Annotated in this window: 20 protein-coding genes and 1 tRNA gene; 6 read left to right on the forward strand and 15 right to left on the reverse strand. The window is 67.8% G+C overall.

Features of this window, described 5'->3' with window-relative positions; translation table 11 throughout:
- Positions 1-3: 3 nt before the first annotated feature.
- Together ASE63_RS20945 and flhA are read right to left on the reverse strand one after the other, a co-directional pair.
- Complete coding sequence (locus ASE63_RS20945; RefSeq protein WP_056805966.1) at positions 4-888, reverse strand: EamA family transporter; 885 nt, start codon at positions 886-888, stop codon at positions 4-6.
- Between the two features lie 118 nt (positions 889-1,006).
- A complete protein-coding gene (flhA, locus tag ASE63_RS20950; protein ID WP_244491513.1) occupies positions 1,007-3,088 on the reverse strand; it encodes a flagellar biosynthesis protein FlhA in 2,082 nt (693 codons plus the stop codon).
- A gap of 258 nt (positions 3,089-3,346) precedes the next feature.
- On the opposite strand from flhA, the gene ASE63_RS20955 reads away from it, so the two are divergent.
- The 3 genes from ASE63_RS20955 to ASE63_RS20965 all read left to right on the forward strand — a co-directional run bounded on the left by ASE63_RS20955 (position 3,347) and on the right by ASE63_RS20965 (position 5,675).
- Positions 3,347-3,667: a hypothetical protein gene (locus ASE63_RS20955; protein ID WP_156410512.1), complete on the forward strand. Its 321-nt coding sequence runs from the start codon at positions 3,347-3,349 to the stop codon at positions 3,665-3,667.
- An 80-nt stretch (positions 3,668-3,747) separates the two neighbouring features.
- Positions 3,748-5,232, forward strand: a complete 1,485-nt coding sequence (locus ASE63_RS20960; RefSeq protein WP_056805981.1) for an MFS transporter — start codon at positions 3,748-3,750, stop codon at positions 5,230-5,232.
- 104 nt (positions 5,233-5,336) lie between these two features.
- Positions 5,337-5,675, forward strand: coding sequence for a hypothetical protein (locus ASE63_RS20965; RefSeq protein WP_156410513.1), 339 nt, complete (start codon positions 5,337-5,339; stop codon positions 5,673-5,675).
- 14 nt (positions 5,676-5,689) lie between these two features.
- On the opposite strand, the gene ASE63_RS20970 is transcribed toward ASE63_RS20965, so the two are convergent.
- The 8 genes from ASE63_RS20970 to ASE63_RS21005 form a co-directional block, all read right to left on the reverse strand.
- The gene (locus tag ASE63_RS20970; RefSeq protein WP_056805998.1) at positions 5,690-7,054 is read right to left on the reverse strand and encodes a sigma-54 dependent transcriptional regulator; all 1,365 of its coding nucleotides are present in this window, start codon (positions 7,052-7,054) and stop codon (positions 5,690-5,692) included.
- A gap of 44 nt (positions 7,055-7,098) precedes the next feature.
- The gene (fliN, locus tag ASE63_RS20975; RefSeq protein WP_056806006.1) at positions 7,099-7,449 is read right to left on the reverse strand and encodes a flagellar motor switch protein FliN; all 351 of its coding nucleotides are present in this window, start codon (positions 7,447-7,449) and stop codon (positions 7,099-7,101) included.
- 9 nt (positions 7,450-7,458) lie between these two features.
- Entirely contained in the window at positions 7,459-8,052 is a 594-nt protein-coding gene (locus tag ASE63_RS20980; RefSeq protein ID WP_056806009.1) for a FliH/SctL family protein, read from the reverse strand.
- 2 nt (positions 8,053-8,054) lie between these two features.
- Positions 8,055-9,044 (reverse strand): flagellar motor switch protein FliG, encoded by a 990-nt coding sequence (gene fliG, locus ASE63_RS20985; RefSeq protein ID WP_056806206.1) that lies wholly within the window; start codon positions 9,042-9,044, stop codon positions 8,055-8,057.
- Between the two features lie 110 nt (positions 9,045-9,154).
- Entirely contained in the window at positions 9,155-10,831 is a 1,677-nt protein-coding gene (fliF, locus tag ASE63_RS20990) for a flagellar basal-body MS-ring/collar protein FliF (protein WP_056806012.1), read from the reverse strand.
- Positions 10,832-11,079: 248 nt separating this feature from the next.
- A complete protein-coding gene (locus ASE63_RS20995) occupies positions 11,080-11,355 on the reverse strand; it encodes a DUF1153 domain-containing protein (RefSeq protein WP_038359348.1) in 276 nt (91 codons plus the stop codon).
- 105 nt (positions 11,356-11,460) lie between these two features.
- Positions 11,461-12,126 carry a flagellar hook capping FlgD N-terminal domain-containing protein gene (locus ASE63_RS21000; RefSeq protein ID WP_056806015.1) on the reverse strand — a complete coding sequence of 222 codons (666 nt, stop codon included), beginning with the start codon at positions 12,124-12,126 and terminating at the stop codon, positions 11,461-11,463.
- A gap of 15 nt (positions 12,127-12,141) precedes the next feature.
- Positions 12,142-13,713 carry a flagellar hook-length control protein FliK gene (locus ASE63_RS21005; protein WP_056806018.1) on the reverse strand — a complete coding sequence of 524 codons (1,572 nt, stop codon included), beginning with the start codon at positions 13,711-13,713 and terminating at the stop codon, positions 12,142-12,144.
- A 236-nt stretch (positions 13,714-13,949) separates the two neighbouring features.
- Here ASE63_RS21005 and mnmA point away from each other — a divergent pair, with 236 nt between their 5' ends.
- The 3 genes from mnmA to ASE63_RS21020 all read left to right on the forward strand — a co-directional run bounded on the left by mnmA (position 13,950) and on the right by ASE63_RS21020 (position 15,965).
- Positions 13,950-15,134: a tRNA 2-thiouridine(34) synthase MnmA gene (mnmA, locus tag ASE63_RS21010; protein WP_056806021.1), complete on the forward strand. Its 1,185-nt coding sequence runs from the start codon at positions 13,950-13,952 to the stop codon at positions 15,132-15,134.
- A gap of 48 nt (positions 15,135-15,182) precedes the next feature.
- Positions 15,183-15,824, forward strand: a complete 642-nt coding sequence (locus ASE63_RS21015) for a class I SAM-dependent methyltransferase (protein WP_056806024.1) — start codon at positions 15,183-15,185, stop codon at positions 15,822-15,824.
- A 64-nt stretch (positions 15,825-15,888) separates the two neighbouring features.
- Positions 15,889-15,965 (forward strand) — tRNA-Met (locus ASE63_RS21020).
- Here ASE63_RS21020 and ASE63_RS26945 read toward each other — a convergent pair.
- The 5 genes from ASE63_RS26945 to ASE63_RS21050 all read right to left on the reverse strand — a co-directional run bounded on the left by ASE63_RS26945 (position 15,922) and on the right by ASE63_RS21050 (position 20,026).
- Complete coding sequence (locus ASE63_RS26945) at positions 15,922-17,577, reverse strand: recombinase family protein (RefSeq protein WP_082610173.1); 1,656 nt, start codon at positions 17,575-17,577, stop codon at positions 15,922-15,924. The genes ASE63_RS21020 and ASE63_RS26945 overlap by 44 nt on opposite strands.
- Positions 17,578-17,670: 93 nt before the next feature.
- Positions 17,671-18,300 carry a hypothetical protein gene (locus tag ASE63_RS21035; protein ID WP_056806034.1) on the reverse strand — a complete coding sequence of 210 codons (630 nt, stop codon included), beginning with the start codon at positions 18,298-18,300 and terminating at the stop codon, positions 17,671-17,673.
- Positions 18,293-19,441, reverse strand: a complete 1,149-nt coding sequence (locus ASE63_RS21040; RefSeq protein WP_056806037.1) for a DUF5131 family protein — start codon at positions 19,439-19,441, stop codon at positions 18,293-18,295. Before ASE63_RS21040 ends, ASE63_RS21035 begins: the two co-directional genes overlap by 8 nt.
- Positions 19,434-19,679: a hypothetical protein gene (locus tag ASE63_RS21045; RefSeq protein WP_056806055.1), complete on the reverse strand. Its 246-nt coding sequence runs from the start codon at positions 19,677-19,679 to the stop codon at positions 19,434-19,436. The genes ASE63_RS21040 and ASE63_RS21045 overlap by 8 nt, the downstream gene beginning before the upstream one ends.
- A complete protein-coding gene (locus ASE63_RS21050; protein WP_056806059.1) occupies positions 19,676-20,026 on the reverse strand; it encodes a MerR family transcriptional regulator in 351 nt (116 codons plus the stop codon). Before ASE63_RS21050 ends, ASE63_RS21045 begins: the two co-directional genes overlap by 4 nt.
- Positions 20,027-20,113 lie beyond the last annotated feature (87 nt).

The raw sequence follows: 20,113 nt of genomic DNA on the forward strand, positions 1-20,113 counted from the left end.
GGCTCAGCGCCGCAGCGCGATCGCTGCCGCACCGAACATCAGCAGCGCGCCGACTGCCTCGCTGGCCCCGAAGGGCTCGCCCAGCAGCAGCACGCCCGCGACAACCGCGATAACGGGGCTGACGAAGGCGTAGAGCCCGGCCCCGAAGGCGCCCCAGTCGCGCAGCAGGCGGATATAGATCGTGAAGCCGACGAGCGAGCCAGCAACGACCAGGAAGCCGACCGCCGGCGCCACCGGCCAGCTCAGCAGCACCGCCAGTTCAGGGACCCCGATGGGCTCGATCGCGAGCGTCACCACCACCAGACCAAGCGCGCCGATCGCGGTTTGCCAACTCGCCAGCGTCAGTGTCGGCATCGTCCCGGCAATCCGCCGGCTCAACACCCCACCCACGCAATAGGCCAAGGTGCCGAAGGCGACCGAGGCGAGCCCCCAGGCCTCCAGCGCATCGCCCGGCGCGCCGCCGCCGCCCATAAGGCGCTGCGCGAACAGGAAGCCGAGCCCTGCCGTTCCCAGCGCGATCGCGGCGACCCGGCGCGCGGTGATCTTCTGGTCTTCGAGCGCGCGGCTGGCGAGCAGCGTCCAGACCGGAATCGTCGCCATGTTGACGATGGCCGAGAGTCCGGACGGTGCATGGGCGGCGCCCCAGAACAGGAAGGCGTAATTGGCGGTGTTGACGAGCAGCGCGGTCGCGATCAGCCGCGGCCAGGCGGTGCGCGGCACCTTGAGCAGGTCACGCCCGGCCCAGGCCATCATCAGCACGCCTGCCGTGACGAAGCGCGCCGAGGCCAGCAGCAGGGGCGAGGCGTGCTCCGAGGCGATCCGGACCGGCAGGAAGGTCAGGCCCCAGACCAGGCAAAGGACGATGAAGAGGGCGGCATTGCGGCTCATGCGCGCCCCTCATAGGCAAAGCCCTGCAGCGCCACCATTGCGCCGCGGGCATCGACGACCCGTGGAAAAGCGGGCGGGAGCGGTCCCCGCGTGAGGGCCTGGTCCCGCTAGCCGGCCCTCAGACGCTGCCGACCGTCTTCAGTCTGACGCGCGGATGGATCTCGGCCTGCGAGAGAACCGGGGTCTCGCGGCGGAAGCGCTCGATGATCTGCCGCACGAAGGGCCGCGCCATGCCGGAGGTGACCAGCGCCGGCATTTCGCCGATGCGCGCCGCATCCTCGAACTTGTCACGGACCTGATGCACGAACTCCTGCAGTCGCGACGGCTGCATGGCGAGATGACGCTCCTCGCCCTGGCCGATGATGGATTCGGCGAAGACGCTCTCCCAGGCCGGCGAGAGCGTGATGATCGGCAGGTTGCCCTGCCCGTTCGAGAACTGTGCGCAGATCTGGCGGGCGAGCCGCATGCGGACATGCTCGGCGATGTCGCGTGGGTTGCGCATGCTGCCCGCGACCTCGGCGATGCCTTCGACGATGGTGCCGAGGTCGCGGATCGAGATGCGCTCGGAGAGCAGGAGCTGCAGCACGCGCTGGATGCCGGTGGTCGAGAGTTGGCTCGGCACGATCTCCTTGACCAGATCGGCATGGTCCTTCGGCAGCTCGCGCAGCAGCTTCTGCACCTCGCCATGCGAGAGCAGCTCCGGCATGTGCGACTTCAGCACCTCGGTGAGATGCGTCGAGATCACGGTCGCCGCATCGACCACTGTGAAGCCGCGCAGCTGCGCCTCGTCCTGCAGGGCGCCGTCGATCCAGGTCGCCGGCAGGCCGAAGGTCGGCTCCAGCACGTTGTGGCCCGGCAGGTTCACGCTGCCGCCCATCGGGTCCATCGCCATGTACTGGCCGGCATAGACGATGCCGTGACCGGCATCGATCTCCTTGATCTTGATGTAGTAGTGGTTCGCCTCGAGCTGGACGTTGTCGACGATGCGCACCGCCGGCATGACGAAGCCGAGTTCGGCCGCAAGCTGGCGGCGCAACGCTCGCACCTGGTCGGTCAGCCGGTCCTGGCCGCCGGCCGCATTGACCAGCGGCAGCAGTCCGTAGCCGATCTCGATCTTGAGCTCGTCGAGCTTGAGCAGGTCGTTGAGCGTCTCTTCCTTCGGCGTTCCGTCGGCCTGGAGCGGCGAGGCGGCCTGCGCTGCGACCGCGACCTCCGCCTCACGCGCCTTGGCGAGCCCGCTTGCACGCCAGGCCAGCCAGCCGGCGCCCGCAGCAAGCCCGAGGAAGGGCAGCATGGGGATGCCCGGCAGAAGCGCGATCAGCGTCATAACCGCCGCCGACATGCCGAGCGCCTTGGGATAGTTCGAGAGCTGCTTGCCAAGCGCCTTGTCCGCGGCGCCGCGCACGCCGGACTTGGAGACCAGCAGGCCCGCCGCCGTCGAGACGATCAGCGCGGGGATCTGGCTGACGAGGCCGTCGCCAACTGTCAGCTGCGTATAGACGCGCGCCGCATCGCCGAAGCCCATGCCCTGCTGCGCCACGCCGATGATGATGCCGCCCAGCACGTTGATGAAGGTGATCAGCAGGCCGGCGATCGCGTCGCCGCGCACGAATTTCGAGGCACCGTCCATCGAGCCGAAGAAGTTCGCCTCATCCTCCAGAGCCTTGCGGCGGACCTTGGCCACCTCCTGGTCGATCAAACCGGCGCCCAGATCCGCGTCGATCGCCATCTGCTTGCCCGGCATGGCGTCAAGCGCAAAACGCGCCGCGACCTCGGCGATGCGGCCCGAGCCCTTGGTGATGACGACGAAGTTGACGATGATCAGGATGGTGAAGACGATCACGCCGATGACGAAATTGCCGCCCATCACGAAGCTGCCGAACGCTTCGATGACATGGCCGGCGGAAGCGCTGCCCTCATGCCCATGCGCAAGGATGACGCGCGTGGTCGCCAGGTTCAGCGCCAGCCGGAACATGGTGACGATCAGCAGCACCGTCGGGAAGGCGGAGAATTCGAGCGGCTCCTCGATGAAGAGCGCGGTCATCAGCACCAGCACGGAGAGGATGATCGAAAGCGCCAGCAGCAGGTCGAGCAGCACCACCGGCAGCGGGAAGATGAGCACCACGAGGATGCCCATGACGCCGATCGCGAGAAAGAGATCGGGGCGGTTGAGGAGCTTCCCCATCGCGCCGCGGCTCATATCGAAGCCGCCGCTCTTCCCCGCCGTCACATCGCTCATAGGCCAGCCAGCTCCTTGCGCCGACATGAGCGCAACCCGGCAATTCTTGCCGAGCTTATGGTGAACGAGTGGTTAAGACGCCGAATAAAACCGACGACGGAACCCTTTTCTGAACGGACTGTTATTGAACTGCCGTTTTGCGGCCCCATTGGCCTTTCCTCTTAGGCGCGACGACAGACGACACAACGGTTCCTCGAACCGAGAGACTGGAGAATGACTTTGGATAGACGTTCCTTCGTGATGAGCCTTTTCGGTGGCCTCGCCGCCGCGAGCCTGGGCGGCGTCGCCCTTTCCCATGCAGCCGAGCCGCAGCTTGCCGCCAAGGCTGGCGACCTCGATGCGGCGACCAAGGCGGCCCTCGACAAGGCCGATGCCGAATTCTCCCAGGTCGTGGTGCGCGAGCGCGTCGTGCGCCGTCCTCGCCCTTATCGTCGCCCCTATCGCCGCCCGGTCGTCGTCCGCGAGCGCGTCGTCGTGAGGCGCCGGCCGCGGCGCTATCGCCGGCCGGTGGTGGTTCGCCGGCGCGTGATCGTCCGCTGATCTCGACCTGACTTTTCGGGGCGGCTCTCCAGCCGCCCCGGCTTTGGAAGAATCCGGGCAACAGACAGGAGATCGCCGGCATGACAACGCCGGACTCATCCCCCGCAGGCGCCGCCAACATCGCCACCGGCACGATCGCCACCGACGTCCCTGCTCGGCTCGACCGGCTGCCCTGGTCGCGCTTTCACACGCTGGTCGTCGTCGCGCTCGGCGTGACCTGGATCCTCGACGGGCTCGAAGTCACGCTGGCCGGGTCGGTTTCCGGCGCGCTGAAGGACAGTCCGGCGCTGCGCTTCACCAACACCGAGGTCGGCATGGCCGGCGCCGCCTATATTGCCGGTGCGGTCCTCGGCGCCCTGTTCTTCGGCTGGCTGACCGACCGGCTCGGCCGCAAGAAGCTCTTCACGATCACGGTGCTGGTCTATCTCGCGGCAACCGCCGCGACCGCCTTCTCCTGGAATTTCTGGAGCTTCATCGTCTTCCGCTTCTTCACCGGCATGGGCATCGGCGGCGAGTACACGGCCATCAACTCGACGATTCAGGAGCTGGTCCCGGCCCGCGTGCGCGGCTGGGTCGATCTCGTCATCAACGGCTCCTTCTGGGTCGGGGCCGCGCTCGGCGCAATCGGCGCGATCGTCCTGCTGAACCCCGCCGTGATCGATCCGGAGATCGGCTGGCGCCTCGCCTTCTTCATCGGCTCGGCGCTCGGCCTCATCATCCTGGTCCTGCGGCAATGGATTCCGGAAAGTCCGCGCTGGCTGATCAGCCATGGCCGCGCCGACGAGGCCGCCGCCATCGTCGCCTCGATCGAGGCGCGGTCCGGCATGCTGCCGCAGCCAGGCGAGAAGCTGCCGCTGACGCATCTGCGCCCGCGCGCGGCGACGCCGCTGCGCGAGGTCTTCAACGTGCTCTTCGTCGTGCACCGGCAGCGCGCGCTCGTCGGCCTCGCCCTGATGGTATCGCAGGCGTTCTTCTACAACGCGATCTTCTTCACCTATGCGCTGATCCTGACCGATTTCTACCAGGTGCCCTCGCAGGCCATCGGCTGGTTCATCCTGCCCTTCGCCGCCGGCAATTTCCTCGGGCCGCTGATCCTCGGCCGGTTCTTCGATACGATCGGCCGCCGCACCATGATCGCGGCGACCTACGCGCTCTCCGGCATATTGCTGACCGGAACGGGCTATCTGTTCTGGCGCGACCTCCTGACAGCGCAGCAGCTCACCCTGTGCTGGAGCGTCGTCTTCTTCTTCGCTTCCGCTGCGGCGAGCTCGGCCTATCTGACGGTCAGCGAAACCTTTCCGGTCGAAATGCGGGCGCTGGCGATCGCGGCCTTCTACGCGGTCGGCACGGGTGCGGGCGGCGTCGCCGGCCCCTGGCTCTTCGGCATCCTGATCGACACCGGCTCGCGCGGCAGCGTCTTCGGCGGCTATCTCTTCGGCGCCGTGCTGATGCTGGTGGCGGCGGTGCTCGCCGGCCGCTATGCGATCAAGGCCGAGCGGAAGCCGCTCGAAAGCATCGCCCGCCCGCTGAACGCCATCGACCCTGTCGAAGGGCGGGTCAAATAATTCCGTAAATGGAACCTAGCATCATGCAAACGCATTAATCCCTGGATGCGGTTCCATCCTTAGAAGATCAGGGGATGCGGTGAAACAGCCTATTGGAGGACGTCGTGGATAGACGCTCATTCATCATGACACTGGTCGGCGGCTTCGCCGCTGCGGGCCTTGGCGGGATCACCGCTTCAGAAGCGGCCCAGCCGAAGCCTACCCCGTCGCCCGAGCTCGAGCCTGCCGCGGTTCCGGACGACGAGGCGGTGAGCGCCGAGGTCAAGGACGCCCTCGACAAGACCGACGCCGAGTTCAGCCAGTATTACTACTATCGCAGGCCGCGCTATTATGCCCGACCGCGCTACTACGCCCGGCCGCGTTACTACCGCCCTCGCCCGCGCGTTTATTACCGCCCGCGCTACTACGCCCGGCCGCGCTATTACCGCCGGCGCTATTATTAAGACGGGCGTCCCGGTCAGAGCGCGTTGACGCGCGCCTGACCTGGTTCCGCCACCGCGATCCCGGCGGAGGTGTATTCGCTCAGCTTGTTGCGCAGCGTGCGGATCGAAATCCCTAATATCTTGGCCGCATGGGTGCGGTTGCCGAGGCAATGGTCGAGCGTATCGAGGATCAGTTCGCGCTCGACATCGGCCACCGTATGGCCGACGAGCGAGCGCGTCATCGCCTCCGCGGTCTGTGCCGCACGCGCCGCGCTGTCGCGGGAGCCGGCCGGACCGAGGGTCTCGCCCTCCGGCGTCATCACCGCATCGGCGCCGATCTCGGCCCCCTGGGCCAGCAGCACGGCGCGGTGAATCGTGTTCTCCAGTTCGCGGACATTGCCGCGCCAGGCATTGGCGAGCAGCAGCTTGCGCGCGTCGGCCGCGACAGGGCGCAGCGGCATGCCGTTGATCTCGGCATATTTGCGCGCGAAATGGTCGGTCAGCGCCAGGATGTCGCCGGGCCGCTCACGTAGTGCCGGCAGGCGCAGATGCACCACGTTCAGGCGATAGAACAGGTCCTCGCGGAACGAGCCCTCCCGCACGGCATCGCCGAGATTGCGGTTCGAGGTCGCGATGATGCGCAGGTCCACCTTGACGGCTTGAGTGCCGCCGACGCGGTCGATCATCCGCTCCTGCAGCGCGCGCAGCAGCTTGGCCTGGAGGCGGACATCCATCTCCGAGATCTCGTCGAGCAGCAGCGTGCCGCCGCTGGCCTCCTCGAACTTGCCGATGCGGCGGGCGATGGCGCCGGTGAAGGCGCCCTTCTCATGGCCGAACAGTTCGGATTCGAGCAGGTTGTCCGGAATGGCGGCACAGTTGACGGCGACGAAGGGCTTGTCCTTGCGCTGCGACTTCTGGTGCAGGTGTCGCGCGATCACCTCCTTGCCGGTGCCGCTCTCGCCGGTGACGAGGACCGGTGCATCGGAGCGGGCGATCTGCGAGGCGAGCTGGACGACCCGCTCCATCGCCGGGTCCTTCCAGATCAGGCTCGACTGGTCGGCCGCGACCGCCTCCAGCACGGCGGCGATCAGCTCGGGATCGGGCGGCAGCGGCACATATTCGCGCGCGCCGGCCTGGATCGCGGCGACGGCCGCGCGGGCATCGGTCGAGGTGCCGCAGGCGACGATCGGCGTGCGGATGCGCTCGGCCTCGAGCGCTGCGACATAGGCCGCGATCGGCTGCGCGACATCGATCATCAGCAGGTCCGCGCCCTTGGAGCGCAGCACGGCGAGCGTCTGGTCCAGGCTCTCGGTGTGGGTCACGGCCGCACCGTGCGACATCGCGATCTTGGCCGCAGCGATGATCTGCCCCTTGAGACCGCCGGCAATGATGAGGCGCATGGCTCAGGCCTTTCTGCGAAATGTGATGGCGCGCCGGCCGGTCGTCACCGGTCGGCCTTGATGATTTCGGTCATGGTCACGCCGAGCCGGTCCTCGACCACGACGACCTCGCCGCGGGCCACCAGCCGCTCGTTGACGAAGATGTCGATCGCCTCGCCGACGCGCCGGTCCAGCTCCAGCACGGCGCCCGGCACGATCTGAAGCAGATCGCCGATCGCGATCTTGGAGGAGCCAAGCACCGCCGAGACGTTGACCGGTACGTCGAAGACCTGCTCGAGATCCTCCGCGGTCTTCACCGGGATCGGCCCCGATCGCGCGACCGAACTCTCGTTCTGATCGAAGGAGAGATCGGCCGGGTTCAGCGGCGGCAGGTTGAGATCGTTGTCCGAGGCCATCGGTCGTCCTTACGCTGCAGGTGGGCGGAAGCCGGGAAAAGCGTGCGCGACCGCCTGTTCCACCAGCTGAGCCAGCCGTTCCGTTTCGACGACGAAGCCGCCATCGGACCATTCGATCCGCCCGTCGCCAGACGCGATATCGGGCTCGCCCAGCACAACCAGGCGGCCGCCGAATCCAGTCTCCTGCGCCAGGCGCTTGACCAGCTCTTCCGCCGCCTCCACCGCGTCGCTATTGACGCGCATCACCAGATGCGGCGCGTGGCGGGCATGGGACAGGCATTCGCGCAGGCCGCCCTCAAGCGCGGCGAGAGGCCGCTGCGCCAGCGCCGCGCCCGCCATCGCCTTCGCCGCGACGATCGCGACATGGGCAGCCTGGGCCTCGACCTCGGCCGCATGCGCCGCCTCATGCGCCAGCAGCCGCTCGGCTGCGCGCGCCAACTGGCCGACCAGGCCGCTGAGCTGGCTTTCGGCCTCGCGGCGGCCCTGCTCACGGCCGGCGACGACGCCCTCCGCCCGCGCGGCGGCGATGTCCGCCTCGCCGGCGGCGCGGCGCCCGCCTTCGCGGAAATCCGTGCCGAACGTGAACTTCGTGGCGCCACTCATCGTCAATAAACCAGCTCGTCTTCCGAATTGCCCTTGGACAGGATGATCTCACCCTTGTCCGCCAGGTCCTTGGTGAGCGCGACCAGCTTGGTCTGCGCCTCGTCGACTTCCTTCAGCCGCAGCGGCCCGAGGCCCTGCATGTCGTCCTGCATGTTCTTGACGGCGCGCTGCGACATCGCGCCGAAGAAGAAGGTGCGCATGGTCTCGCTCGCCCCCTTGAGGGCGCGCGCGAGCGTATCCTTATCGACCTGCCGCATCAGCGTCTGCAGCCCGGCAGCATCGAGCTTGATCAGGTCCTCGAAGGTGAACATCAGCGCGCGGATGCGCGCGGCCGAGTCCTGGTTGGAGGCATCGAGCGCCGAGAGAAAGCGGATTTCCGTCTGGCGGTCGAAGCCGTTGAAGATGTCCGCCATCATCTCATGCGGGTCGCGGCGGCGCGTCTGGGTCAGGGTCGCGACGAATTCGGTGCGCAACGTGTTCTCGATATGGTCGAGCGCCTCCTTCTGCACCGATTCGAGCCGCAGCATCCGGCCTACGACCTCGATCGAAAGATCGTTGGGGAGGTTGCGCAGGACATTGGCCGCATGGTCGGGCCGAATCTTCGACAGGATCACCGCGATCGTCTGCGGGTACTCGTTCTTGAGGAAGTTGGCGAGCACGCCGGCGTCGATATTGCCGAGCTTCTGCCACATGTTGCGTCCGGCCGGACCACGGATCTCCTCCATGATCATCGCGACCTGGTCGCTGGGCAGGATCTTCTCCAGCAGCGAGATCGTCCGGTCGAAGGAGCCGGTGACCGCGCCGGCGCTCGACAGCTTGCCGACGAAGTCGAGCATCAGTCGCTCGACGTCGTCGGAATCGACCGTGCCGAGTTCCGCCATCGCACGGGTGATGATGCGGATTTCCTCGTCGTCGAACTCCGCCCAGATCGCGCGGCCGTGCTCCTCGCCCAGGACAAGCAGAATGACGGCGGCCCGCTGCGGGCCGGTCATCTCCGCGACGTTGGTGACGCCGAGGCCGCCGCCCTCGATGGCGCCGACCTCTTGGCCACCTGGGTTTCGCGTGGCGATGGAACGTGCTTCAGCCATGTTTCAGAGGCCCGTCACGCCGCGGCTTTTTCATGGATCCAGCCCCGCAGCACGGCGACGCTGTCTGCCGGATTCTGCGAGACCATCTGGCCGATCTTCTCGACCGACTGGGCCTTGAGCTGCCCCTTGATCTGAGCGACGGCGAGCATGCGCTCCGACGGCGCCTCGACCTCGACCGTCCTGCCCTCTGAAACGGTGGCGAGGGCGCGCGAGCCGGCCGGGTCCCCGGTCGCATCGCTCGCCTCGACCACCACGCCGCCCCGCATGAAGGCCGGCAGCGCCCGCGAGCCCGGCTCCGGCGCCAGGGCCTGCTTGAGCAGCGGCCGCACGACCACCATCAGGACGATCAGCGTCAGCAGCGAGATGACGCCGAGCTCCGCGAACCGGACGAGATCCTCCCTGGTAAAGGAGAGCAGCTGCTGCATCAGCGTCTGCTCGGCCATCTCGGTCATCGCAGACGGCGCCTCCGCGAAGCGCAGGTTGACGACCTCGATCTTGTCGCCGCGCGCGTCGTCGAACCCCACCGCAGTGCGCACGAGCTGGCCGATGCGTTCGAGTTCCTCGTTGCTGCGCGGCTGATAGCCGAGCTCACCGGCGGGGCTGCGCGTATAGGTGCCGTCGACCAGCACGGCGACGGACAGCTTCTTGACCCGGCCGCCCTCCAGCACCTCGGTGCGGGTGGTGCGCGAGATCTCGTAATTGACCACCTCCTCGTTCTTCGAGGAGGCATCCTTGGGAGCGGGACCGCCGCCCTGGTTCTGCTGGGCGCCCGGCAGCTCGTTGCCGACGGTCACGGGCGCGGCCGCGCCATCCGAAGTCGTCGAGGCCTCCGTGCGGTTCTGGCTCGAACGGACGACCCGGCTCTCGGGATCGAAGGTCTCCGAGCGGCTCTCGACCCGGTTGGTGTCGAGCGCGGCAGAAACCTGCACCCGCGCCCGGCCATGGCCGACGATGCTGGCGACGATGTCCTCGATCTGCGACTTCAGGCGCTTCTCGATCGAGACCTGCCGCTCCTCGATACCGAGTCCGGCGATGCCGTTCTCGCTCTGGGCGCCGTCGGCCAGAAGCCGGCCGCGTTCGTCGACGATCGAAACCCGCTCGGGCTTCAGCCCGTCCACGGCCGAGGAGACGAGATGGCGCACCGCGCGCACCTGCGCGGCATCGAGATCGCCCCCGAGCTTCAGCACGATCGAGGCCCGCGGCGGCTCGCGGTCGCGCTCGAACAAGCGCCTCTCGGGAATGACGAGATGGACGCGCGCCGCCTGGACCCGGCTGATCGACCGGATCGTCCGCGACAGCTCGCCCTCCAGCGCGCGCAGATGGTTGATGTTCTGCACGAAGCTGGTCGACGAGAAGGCGTCGCCCTTGTCGAAGATCTCGTAGCCGACGCCGCCGCCGGCCGGGATGCCCTTGCTGGCGAGGTCCAGCCGCAGGCGCGGCACATCCGCCTTGGCGACGAGCACCGTCTGCCCGTCGCCGCGCAGCTCGTATTTGATGCCGCGCGTGTCGAGATCCTTCAGGATGGCGCTGACATCCTGTTGCGAGAGGTCGGAGAACAGCACGCTCATCGCAGGCTGCGACATCTTCAGCATGACGAAGCCGAAGAAGCCGACGAGCCCGAGCGTGACCGCGAGCATGGCCGCCAGACGCGCCGCGCCGAATCTCGAGAACTGTTCGACGATACCCTTCACGCCGCGATCCGCTCCGCCAAGCCTTGATGGCCGCGCGAGGAGGCGGGCCAGCTAGGCAAGTTTTTCCCAGCGCATGGTTAGCAGCCGGTTAATTTTTGCCGGGTCGCCGTTAACATTTTGCCCGACCCTTCGCCTCCGCGCCCCGCAGCGCGCATGTCGCGGCTCGATGTCACCCTGAAGCCACAACGAAAAAAGGCGCCGCCCCGGGGGGGGGCGGCGCCTGAAGCGATGCGAAGTGGCTGGTCCGTCTACTGGCGATAATGCTGAATCCGGGTCGTCCGCAGGCCCGCCAGGCCGTGCTGATCGATCGACATCTGCCAGCTCAGGAATTCATCGACCGTCAGCGTATAGCGCTGGCAGGCTTCCTCGAGGCTGAGAAGCCCGCCGCGAACCGCGGCGACGACTTCGGCCTTACGCCGGATAACCCAACGGCGCGTATTCATCGGCGGGAGATCCGCGATCGTCAACGGACTGCCGTCCGGTCCGATCACGTACTTGACCCGCGGTCGCAAAGGCTCGGTCATGGTAACACTCACACAACTCAACAGAGCTACTGGAGCGAGCATAGGCCCGGCCGCTTTAAGAATTGCCTAAAGCGAAAGGCCGGATTTCCGCATCCCGACCGTCCGTCACTTGCCGCGGACGACGCTCTTCACCTGGTCGATCGGCACGCTGAGCGAGCCGATCTTGAGCGTCGGGATAGAGCCGGTGAAGTCGACGCCGTCGACCAGGCCACTGATCTTGGTGGTCGCCGTCATCGCCTGCCCGGCGACGTCCCGGGCGTCGATCGTGACCGTGTACTCACCGGGCTCGGCCTTCTGCGCGGTCGAGGTCGTACCATCCCAGGTGAAGGTCTGATCGCCTGCGGTCAGCGTCTTCGTCAGGGTCTGCACGATGCTGCCATTGGCGTTCTTGATCGTAATCGTCGCAGTGGCGGCGCGCGGAACATTGATCTGCCACTCCGCCTTGTCGCTTTCGAGCCGCGTCGTCGCGCCGTCCGCGGTGATGGTCGAGCCGATGAATCCGACGGCGTTCGTCGCCGTGCCCGCCGCGCTCAGGCTGAGCAGCGATGCAAGCGTCTGGTTGGTCTGGAGCTGCTGTTCGACGCCAGCGAACTGGACGAGCTGCGCCGTGAACTGGTTGGTGTCGAGCGGATCAAGCGGCGACTGGTTCCTGAGCTGCGTCGTCAGCAGCGTCAGGAACTGGTCGAAGTTGCCCGCGATCGGAGACCCGCCCGAGACCGTGCTCGTGGTGGTCGTGGTTCCGGTGCTGCTGCCGGTGCCGGAGACGGCCATGCGCTCCTCCTTCGATCAGACGCTGAGATCCACGCCGCCCAGCCGCACGAAGCGGCGGACGGGCGCGGGCTGCGCGGGAATGGCATTGTCTTCGCCCTGCTCCGAGCCGGCGGCGAAGCCACGGGCGCGCTGCGACGCCTCGTCCTGCTGCCTGCCCTGGCGGAAGCCCGACTGGTCGGACGGATCGCGAAGGGTGATGTCGACGCCGCTCTCGGAAGGCTTCAGGCCGGCCTGCTCGAAGGCGCGCTCGAGCGTGCGCGCGTCCCTCTGCAACAGATGCAGCGTCTCGACGCGGTCCACGACCATCCTCGCGCTGACCTCGCCATCCTCCGAGATGGAGAGATTGACGTCGACCCGGCCGAGTTCGCCCGGATCGAGCCTGATGTCGAACTGGCGGGCACCGGCCAGCGCCTTGAGGCCGATCTCGATCGGCAGCACATGCAGCGGCGTCGGCGGCCCGTCCGCCGATCCCTGCCCCTGCGGCGACGGCAGCGGCTGCGCGGCGGCCGGCTCCGGCATGCCCGGAATGCGCAGCGGCTCGGGCCTGGCGGCGCCTTGCTGGCCCAGCGCCGACAGGTCGATCGGATTCAGGAGTTGCTGAAGCGCCTCCGGCTTCGCCTCGGCGGGCGCGGATGCGGCAGAAGATGCCGAAGACGCGGAAGGAGATTGTACCTCGCCCGGCGCCGGCTTCTGCCCATGTATCGGAATGAGCGGATCGCCGCTGGCCTTGTCCTCGCCCTGAGTCGCGGCTTGGCTTACGCCAAGGAAAGGCAGCGTGATTTCAGCCGCGGCGTTCGGCATGCCGCCTTTGGCTGCCGGTACACCGTCCACCGTCGTCGCCGCAGATGGCGTCGCCTCGAGGCCAAGCCCCGCTGCAGCCGCCTGCGCCACCGCCAGGGCGGACGCTCCCGAAGCCGTCGCGGGTGCTCGACCCGAGAGGAGATCCTCCGGGAGCGCCTCGCCTGAAGGCGCAGCGCCACCAGGTGGTGTCATATCGATGCCGACGGGAACGATCCCGCCGGGCGCTGGCCCCGGCGCTACCACCGCAGGCGCGCTTTCCGCCTTCGGCTCGGCTGCGACGATGATGGCGCCGGAAGCACCGAGCTCGCCAGTCTCGACCTCAGCGCTCTTCCCGACATCCTCCTTGCCGGCACCGTCGTTGACCGTCTTTGCGGGGTCGGCCTCGGCCGCGACAGCGATGCTGATCAGCGCCGCGACATCGAGGTTCTGCGCGGCGGATGGCACGGCGGGCGTCTTATCAACCGGTTGGGCGGCAGGCTTCCCCGGTTCTCCGGCAGCCGTCTTGACTCCGCCCTCGGCCGGCGCCGCAGCCACCGGCTTTGTCGCCTTCTCGGGCGAGGCCACCTGGGCGGCGCCCGCCTCGTCGGCAGCCCGGCGCGTTTCGCCGCTGTCGCGGACGGTTTCGCGGGTGTTCGCCCGGGCCGGCGTGGAAGCCTCCTTCGCGGGCTCCTCCCGCGGCAGCACGAAGGCCTCGCCCTCGCCGCCGGCATCCCGCTCGGCCGTGCGTCGGCGCTGGGCCGCGGGCTCGGCGGCAGGCTGGGAGTTCAACAGAGGCTGAAGCGACATCGTTTCTTCCGGCAGACGGCACAGGCCGCCAAGCCCATTGCCAGCAAATGCCAAGCCAAAAGGAGAACGCTATATTTCAATGAGTTAGGATGTCTTCATGCACAAGTACGGCGGCAAGAACGCCCATCCGCCCCTCGCCGGCCGGCAGGATTTGCCCATCCCCGCTGGCAGCTTCGTGCCAAAGCCGGTATAGAGCCGGCAATGGCCCGTCTTCACGCCGGACACCGCAAGATTTCATGACCGCGCCCCGCAACTCGCTCGACATTGCCAAGCCGCCGGCGGCGACGCGCGTCGTCGCGGCAATGTCCGGGGGCGTCGATTCCTCCGTGGTCGCGGCCATGTTGCAGCGCGAGGGCTACGAGGTCATCGGCGTGACCCTCCAGCTCTACGATCACGGAGCGGCGGTCCACCGGGCCGGCTCCTGCTGCGCCGGCCAGGACATCCACGACGCGCGGCGCGTCGCCGAGCAGATCGGCATCCCGCACTATGTCCTCGACTATGAGAGCCGCTTCCGCGACGCCGTGATCGAGCGCTTTGCCGAGAGCTACCTCTCGGGCGAGACACCGATCCCCTGCGTCGAGTGCAACCGGACCGTGAAGTTCCACGACCTGCTCGGCCTCGCCCGCGAGCTCGGCGCCGATGCGCTGGCGACCGGCCATTACGTCGTCGGCAGCGAGCTGCCGAACGGCCGGCGCGGCCTGTTCCGCGCCGCCGACGAGAACCGCGACCAGAGCTATTTCCTCTACGCAACGACGCAGGAGCAGCTCGACCTGCTGCGCTTCCCGCTCGGCGGCATCGACAAGGCGCAGACCCGCGCGCTCGCGGCCGAGCTCGGCCTCGGCATCGCCGACAAGCCTGACAGCCAGGACATCTGCTTCGTCCCCAACGGTCGCTATGCCGACGTGATCGAGCGGCTGAAGCCAGGCGCGGCGCGCCCGGGCGACATCGTGCATCTCGACGGCCGCGTGCTCGGCCGCCATGAAGGCGTGCTGCGCTACACCGTCGGCCAGCGCAAGGGGCTCGGGCTCAGCACGCCGGAGCCGCTCTATGTGCTGCGGCTCGACGCCGACGCCGCCCGCGTCATCGTCGGCCCGCGCGAGGCTCTGAGTATCCGTCAGATCAGGCTGCGCGACCTGAACTGGCTCGGCGAGACGGCTCTCGACGCACTGCCGCCGACAGGGCTCGATGTCGCCGTGCGCGTGCGCTCGACGCGGCCGCCGCGCGAGGCCAAGCTGCTGCGCGACGATGCCGGCCTCAAGGTCGAGCTCGCGACCGACGAGGAGGGCGTTTCGCCCGGCCAGGCCTGCGTGATCTACGCCGATGCCGGGCCCGGCGCCCGCGTGCTCGGCGGCGGCACCATCCTGCGCCCCGAGCTGCCGCTCCCCGCCTCGCCGCAGGGCCTGGCCCTCGCCCTGTCCTGAAGCCGGCCCGACCGCCCTACCCCACCCCTGCCCCGCGAAAGCCGCTTCATGCCGGTGCCCAATCATCTTGAAAGCCAGAAGCGCGTCTACGCGGCCTGGGCGCGCATCTACGACACGATCTACCAGCGCATGCTGGCCCGCCCGCAGCGCGAGGCGGTCGAGGCGGCCTGTGCCCGAGGCCGGGACATCCTCGAGATCGGCGTCGGAACCGGCCTGACGCTCGCCTTTTTCAGGCCGGATGCGCGGGTCATCGGCGTCGATCTTTCGCTGGACATGCTGAAAGTCGCGAACCGGAAGGTAGCGAGCCAGAAGCTCGGCCATGTCCGCGGGCTGATGGTGATGGATGCCTGCCGGATCGGCTTCGCGGCAGAGAGCTTCGACGCCGTGACGGCGCAGTTCGTCATCACCCTGGTTCCGGACGCGGAGCAGGCGCTGGGCGAGATGGATCGCGTTCTGAAGCCGGGCGGGGAGATCATCATCTCGAGCCGGCTCGTCGACGATGGCGGCCCCTTTGCCGCGATGTGGACAGCGCTGGCCCCGCTCTCGCGCGCGGTGGGCTGGAGCTCCGACTTCAAGGTCAGCCGCCTGACCGGCTGGGCCGCACGGACGGGCCGCTACGAAACCGTCCATATCGGCTCCGGCTATTTCAAGGTCGTGCGCCTGCGCAAGCTTGCCTCTGCCGAGGCTTGACGGGGCATCCCCTGCCGCCTATATCGCGCCCCAAGACGGAGCGCCGTTCGACGGCGCTCGGTGGGGCGGGGTAGCTCAGCTGGTTAGAGCAGCGGAATCATAATCCGCGTGTCGGGGGTTCAAGTCCCTCTCCCGCTACCAACCGACCCCCCGACGCTTTCGTCGGGAAGTGGGTTCCACCGATTAGAGCCGTCAACTCGCCCAGAACGTCGATCTCCGGTGCGTCCCCTGCCCCTGCGGGGTGAATCGTCACGGTTCTGATCAGCTCGCGCAGCGCCGCTTTCGCCGCCCCGCCATGCTCTTCGCCCTCGGCCATCGTCGCCTCGAGGCGCTCGACCGACGCGAGATAGCGACTCACCGTGGCCGGATGCAGGGTGACGACGCGCGGCGGCTCTTCGGCCGCCGACAGTTCCGCCCGCAGCCGGTCTCGCTCGGCCTTCAGGGGCGGGAGCTCGCGCTCCAGGGCGTCCTCTTCGATCAATCCCTTCACATAGGCTCGATAGACGCGCTCGTGCTCGCGCTCGGCCGCGGCAAGGCGCTTCTCGATCTGAGCCCGATTCGCAATCGTGCTCGCGGCCAGACGCTGGCGCTCCTCGTTGTAGATCCGGACATAGAGCGCGATCGCCTCGCGGTCGGCCATCCGCTCGCGCAGGCCTGCCACGACCGCCTGCTCGACACTGTCGAGATAGTAGGCGCGCCGGTTGGCGCAGCTACCCGATTCGGTCGCCGTGGTGCAGCGGATCCTGATGCGGCCATGATCGCGATCCTTCACCGACATGCCGCCGCCGCAGGCGCCACATCGCAGCAGGCCTGAAAGCAGGTGCTTCGGCCGGGCCCTCTCGCGCGGGCCGTTGAGCGCGCGGCCGTCACGGCGTGCCTTGACCGCGTCGAAGGTCTCCGCTGCGACGACGGCGAGGTGCGGCACCGCCCTTTCCTGATGCTCGGCGGCGTCATTGACGCGCGAGATACGCCGGCCGGTCGCCGGATCCTTGACCATGCGGACCCGATTCCAGACCAGTCGCCCGGCATAGAGCGGGTTGAGCAGGATGCCGTGGCCGCGGTGGCGGTTCCCGTTGATCGTCACCGCGGCCCAGAACCGGCCGCGCGGGGGCGGCACGGCTTCGTCGTTGAGGCGCCCGGCGATCTCACGAGGGCTCGCGCCGGCGAGGTACTCGTCGAAGATGCGGCGGATGATGGCCGCCTCGGCCTCGACGATCTCGAGCTCGCCCGGCTTGCCCGCGACGGGGCGGTAGCCATAGGCCCGGCCGCCGGCGCTGCGGCCGTCCCTGACGACGCCGGCCAGGCCGCGCCGTACCTTCTGCGCGAGGCCCTTCAGGAACAGCGCCGACATCGTGCCCTTGAGCCCGATATGCATCTCGCTGATCTCGCCGTCGGCGACGGTGAGGAGCTTCACGCCGGCGAACTGCATCGTCTCGTAAAGCCGGGCGATGTCGGCGAGGTTGCGCGAGAGCCGGTCGAGATCCTCGGTCAGGATCGCATCGAACTGGCCGGCAAGCGCCAGCCCGATCAGGCGCTGATAGTCCGGGCGGCCATGGATCGTCGCGCCCGAAGCGGCGCGATCGGCAAAGACGTCGGTGATCGACAGGCCAAGGCGGGCGGCATGCGAACGACAGAGTACGACCTGGTCCTCGACCGAGCGGTCACTCTGCAGGTCGGTTGAGAAGCGAGCGTAGATCGCTGCGCGCATGAATCTCTGCCTTGATTGGGGCGCCCTGCCCTGTCGCTGCGGCATGATCGCGGCGTGCCGCCTCGCGCGCAAGCGCTTCGATCAACCGGGCGAGCCCGGGATCAAGCGTGCTGCCAGCGCTGGCGGCGGCGCGGGCCATCAGCCGACGGCCTCGCAGATGTTCCGCTGCTCTACGGTGAAGGTGTAGGCGGCAACCCATGGGTTGGCGTCCCAAGCGTCCTTACCATTGATCGCGTCCCAGAGATCGGCGTACCAATCGCGAGCATTGTCCCAGCCGCGATAGCCTATGCCGCTCGGGTCGGGCTCTTCTGCGGGGAAGAAGCCGCCTACGTCGTCGGCATGTCCCTGCCTGCACCCTTCGGACCACGCATCCGCCTCGCTGATGTCGTGAACCCGCTGCACGCGGACATCGGTGACGGTCAGTGTCAGGCGGGAGGCCCAACGCGGCATGAACATCGAGGGGCGAAGCTTGCCAGCGCATCCCGGCTCGCTGTCGCGTGGATCTGGATCAGCCGCGTAGTAGATCGGCACGCCGACAGAAAGGTCGCGGGGCTTCGTCCAGTCGAAGCGAAGCTCGGCCCGATACGCCTCGCGCACCCACAGGTGGTCGCCGCGCATGATGCGTAGCGCCCGATATGCTGACTTCAGGTCGTGATACTTGCCGTCGTCGCCGGGCTGCGGCTTAAGGATCCGCCGCGTTTGCGTCTTCCGGCCATCGAGCAGGGCCCGCACCATCGGCGCGCTGAAAAGGATGGGCCAGTCAGCCATGCAGCACCTCCGGCATGGCGTTGTGCTCGACGCCGTCGAGGAGGCGACCGGCAGACGCCTTCCCGATGCTGAACATGGTCATGGCGCCGGTGCCTGCCATGAACGCTCCGAAGCTGAAGCGGTCCCGCCCATCGAAGCGCCGCCCGTCAGCGTGCAGCACGCAGTTCTGCTTGCGCTCTCGCCTCGTGGCCCCCGGCCGGGTGGCGGGCGCCGGGTAATAGCATCGGTCAGACTGCGCCTCGTCCATGTGCGAGATCGGACACCACTCGCCCCATTGCTTGAAGAAGAAGGCCGTGCCGGCGGCCGCGCACTGGTCGCGGATGCTGCGTGCCCATTCCGGGTGCATCGGCCGGGCCTTCGGGCCGCTCTCGCCGCCGGCGATGATCCAGTCGAGCGTGATGCGGTCGGCCCGTACCCACTCCGGACATCCCTCACTGTCCTTCGGCCCTTCGGTGACATGGTAATGCGCCTTGCGCTCGGGGCAGCTTCTGCAGCCGTCATCGCAACTCTGGCAGCCCCACGACCTGCCATCGATCTCGGCGCCGAGATCCTGCCATTCAAGCCAAGGCTCGAAGTCGATCGGCGCCAACAGTGGCTCAGCCGAGACGCCGACCCACGGAATGCTGAGCTTTACCTTCAACGCCAGCAGACGCGGAATGTCGCGATCGGCTTCGTCCTGGTTGCAGACGGTAACAAGCAGGCCGGCGTGCTTCGGCCATGTCGTGACGCCGATCGCGGCGAGGCGCTTCTCGACGACGCTGATGCGTTTCGTGACGATCTGGATGTCGATGCGGTCACACTGGACGATCTTGCCCCAGGCCTCGGCGAACCATTCGAGAGGAACCTCGTTATCGAACAGGTCCGACATCGACTGAATGAAGACGCGGCGCCGCGAATTGGGGTGGTAGCCGCCAATCTGCGCGTCTGCGGCCCACCACGCGTAGTCGTTGTCGAGCCGGTTGAGCAGTGCAGCCGCGCCCTTGATCTTGCGGCGCGCCGCGCCGACACCCCAGAGGTTCTCGCCGAAGCGGCCTGACAACGTCTCGGCATAGCAGTGATCGCAGCCCGGGCCGACCTTGGTGCAGCCCCACCAGAAATTGACGGTGGCGTCCGTCCACTCGATGCCAGTCTTGTCAGCCATCGGCGCGGGCCTCCGGCTTGACCACCTCAGGCTCCGGGTACTTCGTGCCGCAGAACGGGCAGAAGCTCGGGAAGATCGACATAGCGCGTGCGCCACGCCTTTTCTCGACGACCTCGGTCTCGATCATCAGGCGCTCGCCTGGCGGGCGAAACACGAGGGCGCGAAGCAATCGCGTGTTGTGTTCGGCGAGCTTGTCATCGACCTCTTCGGCGCATTTGCATGCGGTGCTGATGGTCATGCCGCCACCCGATCGGTACCGATCAGCCCCTCGAGTTCGGCGATTGCGAGATCGGTCTCGACCCTGCGTTGGCGAAGCGCATCGAGCTGCTCGGCCATCTGGAGAGGCGTGAAACAGCCGGCCTGCAAAGCGGCCTTGATCTCCGTCAGCGTGAAGCCCTGGCGCGTCCAGGTGAGGATACGCTGCAGCTGCTCGCGATCGGCGTCGCTGTACAGGCGGTCGCGCGCTTCGGTCCGCGCCGGTGCCAGCAGCCCGCGCTGCTCGTAGAAGCGGAGCGTCCGCAGGGTGACGCTGAACTCGGCGGCGATCTCGCTGATGCCGTAGGCCTTGGACGTGTTGCTGTTCATGTTCTAGCTCCAGAGCACGATGCTGAAAGCGAGGCCGAAACAGGCCGCGACCGCCGCGGCGAGGCTCCAGTTCACGACGCGGGTTCG

Source organism: Allobosea sp. Root381, from assembly GCF_001429395.1.
In the GTDB taxonomy this organism is placed as follows: domain Bacteria; phylum Pseudomonadota; class Alphaproteobacteria; order Rhizobiales; family Beijerinckiaceae; genus Allobosea.

Coding starts and splice junctions, on each gene's coding strand:
- ASE63_RS20945 (WP_056805966.1), bottom strand. CDS start 888: ATGAGCCGCAATGCCGCCCTCTTCATCGTCCTTTGCCTGGTCTGGGGC.
- flhA (WP_244491513.1), bottom strand. CDS start 3,088: ATGAGCCGCGGCGCGATGGGGAAGCTCCTCAACCGCCCCGATCTCTTT.
- ASE63_RS20960 (WP_056805981.1), top strand. CDS start 3,748: ATGACAACGCCGGACTCATCCCCCGCAGGCGCCGCCAACATCGCCACC.
- ASE63_RS20970 (WP_056805998.1), bottom strand. CDS start 7,054: ATGCGCCTCATCATTGCCGGCGGTCTCAAGGGGCAGATCATCGCTGCG.
- fliN (WP_056806006.1), bottom strand. CDS start 7,449: ATGGCCTCGGACAACGATCTCAACCTGCCGCCGCTGAACCCGGCCGAT.
- ASE63_RS20980 (WP_056806009.1), bottom strand. CDS start 8,052: ATGAGTGGCGCCACGAAGTTCACGTTCGGCACGGATTTCCGCGAAGGC.
- fliG (WP_056806206.1), bottom strand. CDS start 9,044: ATGACCGGCCCGCAGCGGGCCGCCGTCATTCTGCTTGTCCTGGGCGAG.
- ASE63_RS20995 (WP_038359348.1), bottom strand. CDS start 11,355: ATGACCGAGCCTTTGCGACCGCGGGTCAAGTACGTGATCGGACCGGAC.
- ASE63_RS21000 (WP_056806015.1), bottom strand. CDS start 12,126: ATGGCCGTCTCCGGCACCGGCAGCAGCACCGGAACCACGACCACCACG.
- ASE63_RS21005 (WP_056806018.1), bottom strand. CDS start 13,713: ATGTCGCTTCAGCCTCTGTTGAACTCCCAGCCTGCCGCCGAGCCCGCG.
- mnmA (WP_056806021.1), top strand. CDS start 13,950: ATGACCGCGCCCCGCAACTCGCTCGACATTGCCAAGCCGCCGGCGGCG.
- ASE63_RS21015 (WP_056806024.1), top strand. CDS start 15,183: ATGCCGGTGCCCAATCATCTTGAAAGCCAGAAGCGCGTCTACGCGGCC.
- ASE63_RS26945 (WP_082610173.1), bottom strand. CDS start 17,577: ATGCCGCAGCGACAGGGCAGGGCGCCCCAATCAAGGCAGAGATTCATG.
- ASE63_RS21035 (WP_056806034.1), bottom strand. CDS start 18,300: ATGGCTGACTGGCCCATCCTTTTCAGCGCGCCGATGGTGCGGGCCCTG.
- ASE63_RS21040 (WP_056806037.1), bottom strand. CDS start 19,441: ATGGCTGACAAGACTGGCATCGAGTGGACGGACGCCACCGTCAATTTC.
- ASE63_RS21045 (WP_056806055.1), bottom strand. CDS start 19,679: ATGACCATCAGCACCGCATGCAAATGCGCCGAAGAGGTCGATGACAAG.
- ASE63_RS21050 (WP_056806059.1), bottom strand. CDS start 20,026: ATGAACAGCAACACGTCCAAGGCCTACGGCATCAGCGAGATCGCCGCC.